Origin of the sequence: Halobiforma nitratireducens JCM 10879, from assembly GCF_000337895.1 — an archaeon.
GTDB classification, from domain to species: Archaea; Halobacteriota; Halobacteria; order Halobacteriales; family Natrialbaceae; genus Natronobacterium; species Natronobacterium nitratireducens.
The window spans coordinates 48,036-54,039 of record NZ_AOMA01000116.1 but is presented as its reverse complement, the minus strand read 5'-3'; the positions used below and the strand labels follow the sequence as shown (position 1 = coordinate 54,039).

At 60.1% G+C, this 6,004-nt stretch carries 5 protein-coding genes; 1 reads left to right on the top strand and 4 read right to left on the bottom strand.

Features of this window, described 5'->3' with window-relative positions:
* The 3 genes from C446_RS11555 to C446_RS11545 all read right to left on the bottom strand — a co-directional run.
* A partial coding sequence (locus tag C446_RS11555; RefSeq protein WP_394295210.1) for a glycosyltransferase occupies window positions 1–1,153 on the bottom strand: 1,153 nt, incomplete at its 3' end.
* Between the two features lie 198 nt (window positions 1,154–1,351).
* The gene (locus C446_RS11550; RefSeq protein ID WP_006673285.1) at window positions 1,352–2,221 is read right to left on the bottom strand and encodes a bacteriorhodopsin; all 870 of its coding nucleotides are present in this window, start codon (window positions 2,219–2,221) and stop codon (window positions 1,352–1,354) included.
* Window positions 2,222–2,340: 119 nt separating this feature from the next.
* Entirely contained in the window at window positions 2,341–2,544 is a 204-nt protein-coding gene (locus C446_RS11545; RefSeq protein WP_006673284.1) for a hypothetical protein, read from the bottom strand.
* 219 nt (window positions 2,545–2,763) lie between these two features.
* Here C446_RS11545 and C446_RS11540 point away from each other — a divergent pair, with 219 nt between their 5' ends.
* A complete protein-coding gene (locus tag C446_RS11540) occupies window positions 2,764–5,118 on the top strand; it encodes an APC family permease (protein WP_006673283.1) in 2,355 nt (784 codons plus the stop codon).
* Window positions 5,119–5,548: 430 nt separating this feature from the next.
* On the opposite strand, the gene C446_RS19090 is transcribed toward C446_RS11540, so the two are convergent.
* Window positions 5,549–5,698: a hypothetical protein gene (locus C446_RS19090; protein WP_160162968.1), complete on the bottom strand. Its 150-nt coding sequence runs from the start codon at window positions 5,696–5,698 to the stop codon at window positions 5,549–5,551.
* Between the last annotated feature and the right edge of the window lie 306 nt (window positions 5,699–6,004).

Here is a 6,004-nt window from a genome sequence, read left to right as displayed (position 1 = left end):
CCTCCTCTATCGTCTCCGGTGGGACCGTTTCGGGTTCCGGTGCGATCTTTTCGGTAACGGCGAAGGTTTCCACGGGAGAAATCCACCCCCACAGCGCGCCAGCGGTATTCAGCACGACTAACATGGGAGTCAGCGGGACGGCCAGCAGTGGTGCCCGTTCGTAGCGAATGTACACGCGGACACCGACCAGCGTAATCACGAACAGAACGAAAAACATGGCAAGTGAGCCGAGCTGATAGAACAGTGGCTGTGGAACGTACTGCGGGAACAGAAACAGCAGCACTGACAGGACGGGGATCAGCGGCGACAATGCCCACGCAATCAGCCGGAAGCCGAGAAGGAAGCGGTACTTCCGTGGAAGGAGGTTCGAGGAGTGTTGTGTACCGGCGAACCACCGTCGTCGTTGGCGAAGCAGTCCCCGGAGCGACGGTGGGGCCTGATTCCGAAACTTCAGGTTCAACACCTGGAAATCGAGGTCGCCCGCCTGTGCTGCGCGCCACACGAAGTTCGTATCCTCTGTGATCGTTTCTGCATCCCATGTGATCGTGTCCTCCAAGGATTTTCGAATCGCAATTCCACCACCCCATGCATAGAGCGGATACGTGAATTGACCGAAGGCGCGTTGTTCGACCTGATACCCGATACGGAACGTTTCGGACAGGTACGAGAGCCACGAACCAGTGTACAGCGGCATCTCGGTGATCTGGACGACGTCCGCGTCCGGCAACCCCTGGAACTCCTGGACGATGGTATCTTCGTCCAGATAGAGAACGAACTCTCGCGAAGACGATACGTTTCGACGAGCCCATTCGAGGGCACGTCCTTTGTGTCGGGCTTTGCAGTCGAAATCGTCGGGGACCACATGTACGGTCGCCCCGTCGATCTGCATCCCTTCTTCCGCAATAACTCGAATGTCATCGACTCCGTCCGGAACCGAGTTGACCGTCGCTTGAACGACGGCCTCGGCATCGATGGTCAATATTCGCACCTGTACATCGTCGTGGCCGTACGCCAATTCGTCGGCCGAGGCCAACTGGTTTCGCGCCAGTACGAGCACCTCGTATAGCCAAAATAACACGGAGACTGAGTACAGAACGAATATACTCCAGATAACGATCAGTACGGCAGGCGTGAGCAGCGACACACAGTCGATAAATCGTAACTGAAAATGAAGGTGTCGAGTTCGGTCCGCTTTGCGTTCCACGCAACCAATCTATTCTCCCTCGTGCGGCGATCAGCGTCAGTCGTTGTGGACGAGTGCTCCGCAAGCGTGGCTTCCGAGCCGTCGATGACCTCACACCTCCCGCTTCGAGCAACCCACGGGTAGCGTCGTCACGTCGATCGGTTGGGATCAGTCGTCGGCCGGCCTGGACCCGGGAAGACTCGCACCGTACTCCTCGCCGCCGGTAATCGCACGGGGTTCGTCGATCACGTAGAACATCGCGACGAAGGTCACGATGTACTTGGTGATGATGTCGAGGATGCTGTAGCCCCACGACGTGATCGCCACGTCGAGGACGGCGAACCCTTCGACACCGAGGGCCCACAGGATCGGGTAGCCGAACCAACCGACGACAGTGAGGATTTTGAGCGTACTGAACAAATCCGCCGTGCCGGTCCGTTCTGCCTCGGCCGTCCAGTCGACGAGGATGACGAAGACGATAACGAGGAAGAAGATCGAACTGATCGCGAACCACCACCAGCGCATAATCAGTGAGGACGTCGTCAGCGCCGCTGCCAGTCCAGTGACACACATCGCGATCGTAAACGCACAGGTGGTGAGTATCTTCGTCCAGTTCGAGCCGGCGATCATCCCGAGTGCGATCAGGATGAACGGCGTAGAGAACGTCCACGTGAGATACCGTCCCCACATCGTCAGGACGCCGTCTTCACCGGCCGTCGTCGTTCCCTCGGCTGGGTGACCGGCCGGCATCTCGACGACACTCAGTGTCAGCCCCGAGGTAAGTCCCGAGTAACTCGAGATCGAGACGACGGAGATCAACATGAGCGAAACGGCGATGACTTTCGCCCGTGGATCGGTCAGATTTCTCCCCAGATAGGCAATTCCCAGGATGGTGATTCCTGCAAGGGCGATGTTCAGGACGAACGAGAGGGACAGAAGCGTATCGTCGAAAACGTACTCGAAGAGTTCTGTCTGGGTGAGTCCGCTCTCGAGCGGGAGTTGCTGTACAGCGACCGTGATAGAGGGTGGCAGTGCCATGCGTGGTAAATGCTTCCACTCGAGTCTATTTAAGCGGCTATCCATACGGGTTTGATATTTTGGAAGCTACAGTGGCTAAGAACGTTACTTTCCGGGACTGAACGAACCGGCCTCACGTACTAGCCACTTTGCGAATCTCGGTTCGCGAGGACGACGATGAGTGGCCCACCACCGAGAATCCAGAACACTCCTAAGCCGAGCAGGACGGCGTTTGCAGTGATAGCGCCGGTCGCAGCGACCGCACCCCCGAAGAAGACGACTGCGACGAGCAGCAGTCGATAAAAGCGCTCCTGCTCGACGAACCAGCGGGCGTATTTATCCACATCGAGTGATAGGGTGCCGCGATAGTAAAGCTACACGTCGGTACCTTCTGTGCGAACTGCCGGCGTACCGTTCACCGAGAGCAGTCGATACGTCTGTGACGTGCCGTGCTCCCGTGGTGGGGGCCGGTCACGTTTCACTGTTAGGGCTGTTCGATTAGCATGGTCGATCACTAGAAATAGTTGATTCGGACGAGGACCGTCCGATCGGTGTATGACACTGTGGAAACAGGACTCAAACGTGACCTCGGACTGTTATCGACGATGGCCATCGCGATCGGAGCGATGGTCGGGTCTGGCATCTTTATCCTGCCCGGCGTAGCGTACGTCGCGGTCGACGGACCAGCCGTCGTCCTTGCGTTTCTGATCGCCGGACTACTGGTGTTGCCGGCTGCCCTCTCGGCGTCCGAGATGGCGACGGCAATGCCGGAAGACGGCGGTTCGTACGTCTACGTCGAGCGCGGAATGGGACCGCTGCTCGGGACGATCGCCGGCATCGGCAACTGGTTCATGCTGTCGTTCAAGGGTGCACTCGCACTGATCGGGGGCGTCCCATATCTCGTGTTCGTTGCACCGTGGCTCGCGGAGTATATCCTCGTCATCGCGGTTGGACTCGCCGTGCTCTTTACAGTCATCAACGTCGTGAGCACGAAAAGCGCCGGCAGCCTGCAGTTCGCCATCGTCGGCGTGATGCTCGTCGTGCTCGCGTGGTTCGTCGTTGGCGGCAGTTCCGACGTCTCCCCCGAACGCGCCGCGGGTGCGTTCAACTTCGGTTCGGATGGACTGGTCGCCGCGACGGCACTCGTGTTTATCTCGTATGCCGGCGTGATCAAAATCGCAGCCGTCGCCGAGGAAGTAAAAGACCCCGGAAAGACGATCCCGCGGGCGATGATCGGGTCGTTGGTGCTGACAACGGCGCTGTACGTGGGGACCGTCTACGTCGCCATCGGGGTTGTCGACATCGACGGGGCGATCGCCGCAGGTTCTCTCCAGCCAGATGGCGAGGGTGCCATCATGGCACTGGCAGCGTCCGCGACGCTCGGACAGGCGGGGGTCGTTGCGGTCGTGCTGGCGGCGCTACTGGCGCTGGCCTCGACGGCCAACGCGGGGCTGCTGTCCGCTTCACGGTTCCCGTTCGCGATGGCTCGTGATGGGCTCGCTCCGAGCGCGTTCGAGCAGGTCAGCGATCGGTTCAACACTCCCGTACTCGCGATATCGGTTTCGGGTGCCATCATCGTCGTACTCGTTGCCTTCGTACCGATCGACCAGGTTGCGAAGTTCGGCAGCGCGTTCCAGATTATCGTCTTCATTCTGGTGAATCTCGCGTTGATCGGCTTTCGTGAAGGTGCAATCGACGACTATCGGCCTGAATTCGTTTCGCCGCTGTACCCGTGGATGCAGCTTTTCGGGATGGCCAGCGGGTTCGTCGTGCTCACGCAGGTCGGGTTCGTCCCGCTCGTGGGTGCAGTACTCATCACCGCCGCCTCCGTCGTCTACTTCTATCTGTACGTCCGTCCCCGGACGGACCGCGAGGGGAGCGCACGCACTGAACTCCGTCGCAACGTCGGTGAAGCTGCCATCGAACGAACCCGGGAGCTGTTTGCGGAGGGACGACGCTACGACACGCTCGTCGCGATCACGGACGAAACGCCGCGCCAGACGCGTCGCGATATGCTCCGGGTCGGAACGGACCTGTCGTCGCTACAGGAAGGATCGGTGACAGTCGCCGAGTTCGAACAGGTGCCACATCGTGCCTTCACGGCCGGTGACACTACGTCCCGACGCGACGAACCGCCCGACTGGACACACGAAATGCCGCCGCTTGGAACCCTCGACGACGGTCCAGCCACGGCCGACGGCGGCGTCCAGCAGACTGACGGAGCCACCGACGACACGATCGGCGTCGACGAAGACGGACCAGAGTCGACTGCCGCGACCCAAAGCCAGCCGATCGACTTTCGGACGGTCACGACCGAGGACATCGGCCCAGCAATCGTCGAGTTTGCCTCGTTCGAGGACCAGTCGTTTGTCGTCCTCGAGCGCCGGGTAGAAGAGCTCCACGAGCTGTACGGTGAGGGGATCAACGAGCACGTGTTGAAGAACGCACGCTGTGGCGTGTTGCTCGTCGAGGATCGCGGTATCGATCGAGTCGACGAGATCGCCGTTGCGACCGATCGTGGCGTGTACGATCCCGAGAAACTACTCGTCGCTGATGCGATCGCCGAGGAGACCGGCGCGACGCTCACGTTGTTGCAGACCATTCCGGAGGATGCGCCCGCAGAACGTCAGCAGGTTGTCCAGGAGTACCACGATGAACTACGGCGCATACTTACCGTGACGGCTGACTCGCAGATTCTCCGCAGCGACGACCGCGTGGCAGGTCTCGCCCGGTTCGCAAACGCTGCAGACCTCCTCGTCACGACCACCGAACGTCGTGGGGTGTCCGGAGCGCTCCTCGGTCGGCCCGGTGACCGACTCGTCGACGTCGTCGATGTCACGTCGATCATGGTTCAACCCGCCGGGAAACAGCGGCCGGGACTGGTCCAGCGTGTGGTACTCGATCGGCTGTTCGGCTGATCATCGCGTCGCTACCGACGTTTGGACCAGTTCGGACGGTTACCTCCATGCCGTTCGTCGGTTTTTGTACTGTCATGCATGCTCCTGGCTCCCTCGAGGGCTCCACACTCGAGGACACCCAGTGACCGATTCCGGCCGGGCGGTCCCCGTCCCTGGAAGCGGGTCTCGTCCGGTTCGAGCCGACACTGGAAGCGGCTGTTCCAGATCAGGTAACGTCGGTGCTCCGTGAGTAGTCGATCGACTGGGTTCGGAGCGCGATACTGTCGTCGTCGTCGTCGTTGATTTCCCTGTCGAGCTTGCCTCCGTCTCGGCCGTCGTACTGCATCTCGTGTCACCAGATGTACTTCAGGCACTGTTCGTTCTCGCGTTCGCCACCCCACTCGTTGCCCTCGTATACGTGTGCAACCCGAATGTCGTCCTTGTGGAACTGCTAGTCGCGTTTGTTCTTTACGCAGAAGAGAATCTCGTCGTACGCCGATTCCATGTCACCGCCGTGGTCTTCCCACCGGTGTACCGTTACCGTTACCGTACTCTTCAGCGTGAGGTCGGATCGTTCCCTCGCGTAGTCAGCTACTGCCATCGCAACGGGCCACAGACGACCGTCCCGGTACCGTTCGACGCAACGACCCACGGCGTCTCCGTCGGGCCCATTCACTCGGAGAGAGCACTCCAGATTCCCTCCGTCGCGCCGAGGACGTCCTCCTGGGTGTCGGCATCCGATACTACCCGTCCGAGGTCAACCGGGGACATCTGATTGGTCTCCCGTTCACCTCCTGTAGTACTTGACTGTTGTACCACCTCCACCGACAGGTAGCTGATCGCCCATACATAGGCATTCGAGTATGTGTTGCTTATCACCGATCCATCCAAATCCCAGGACGACATG

Coding starts and splice junctions, on each gene's coding strand:
- C446_RS11550 (WP_006673285.1), bottom strand. CDS start 2,221: ATGGCACTGCCACCCTCTATCACGGTCGCTGTACAGCAACTCCCGCTC.
- C446_RS19090 (WP_160162968.1), bottom strand. CDS start 5,698: ATGGCAGTAGCTGACTACGCGAGGGAACGATCCGACCTCACGCTGAAG.